The organism is Frankia sp. AgKG'84/4 (assembly GCF_023242965.2).
In the GTDB taxonomy this organism is placed as follows: Bacteria; Actinomycetota; Actinomycetes; order Frankiales; family Frankiaceae; genus Frankia.
On record NZ_JALKFU020000859.1, the window covers coordinates 1 to 923 of the forward strand.

The window sequence follows — 923 nt, forward strand, 5'->3', positions numbered from 1 at the left end:
GTCGGCGGGTGCGGTGGCGGGTAGGCCGACGAGCAGGAGCGCGTCGACGTCGACGGCGCCCGTCGCGACCAGTGCCGCGGCGAAGGCGGCGCCGGCGTCGCTACCGGCGAGTACCCGCGGCCCCGGCAGGTCCGGGTCCCCCAGCAGGGAGCGCAGGTCCGCCGTCACCGCGTCCGGGTCGGCGGTCGGGTCGCCGACGACCCGCACGCGGTAGCCGTCGAGCGCCAGGCGGGTGCCGAACCGTTCGTAGACACCGGGATGCTCGCCCCGCCCGACGACGAGAATGACGCTCGCGCGGGCGGCGATCGCGGGCGGGTTGTCCCACCCGGCGATCGCCGGCGACGACGTGGCGGCGGAGGTGAGCTGCACGGAGGTCATGGGTGTCCTTGGGTCCGGGGATCAGGGAGGTCCGACCGCGACGGCGCGGGTCGGCGCCTGGTCGGCGCCACGGGTCGGTCGCGCTGTCGCTGACACGGTTGGGCGGCGTGGCCGGTTGCCCAGCTGGTGGGCACGGGTCGGTGGCACGGGTCGGTGGCACGGGTCGGTGGCACGGGTCGGCGACATCGGTCGGTGGCACGGGTCGGTGACATCGGTCGGTGGCACGGGTCGGTGACGTGGGTCGATGACGTGGGTCGGTGGGACCAGCGCCGCGGGACGCCGGGGCGTCGGGACGGGACCGGGCGCGCGCTGGCCACGGCCGCACGCGAGGACGCCGGCCACAGCGGAGGTACGAACGGTTACGGTCGGCCGCGACGCCGACCATGATCGGATCCGCGCCCGTCGCGGTGAGCGGTCAGGCGGGCCGCTCGGGGGTCGGTGGGGGGGCGCGGGCGCGGGCGGGGGGGCCCCGCCCGCCGCCCGGGGGGGTCTTCTCGGGGCGGAACACCGCCCTGTCCTCCACGGCCCCCCCCACCCCCCCCCCC

General features: G+C 77.9%; 1 pseudogene. It reads right to left on the bottom strand.

Annotated features, from left to right (window positions below):
- Window positions 1-378: pseudogene (locus MXD58_RS25690) on the bottom strand (lysophospholipase); the annotation flags it as partial.
- Window positions 379-923: the final 545 nt, after the last annotated feature.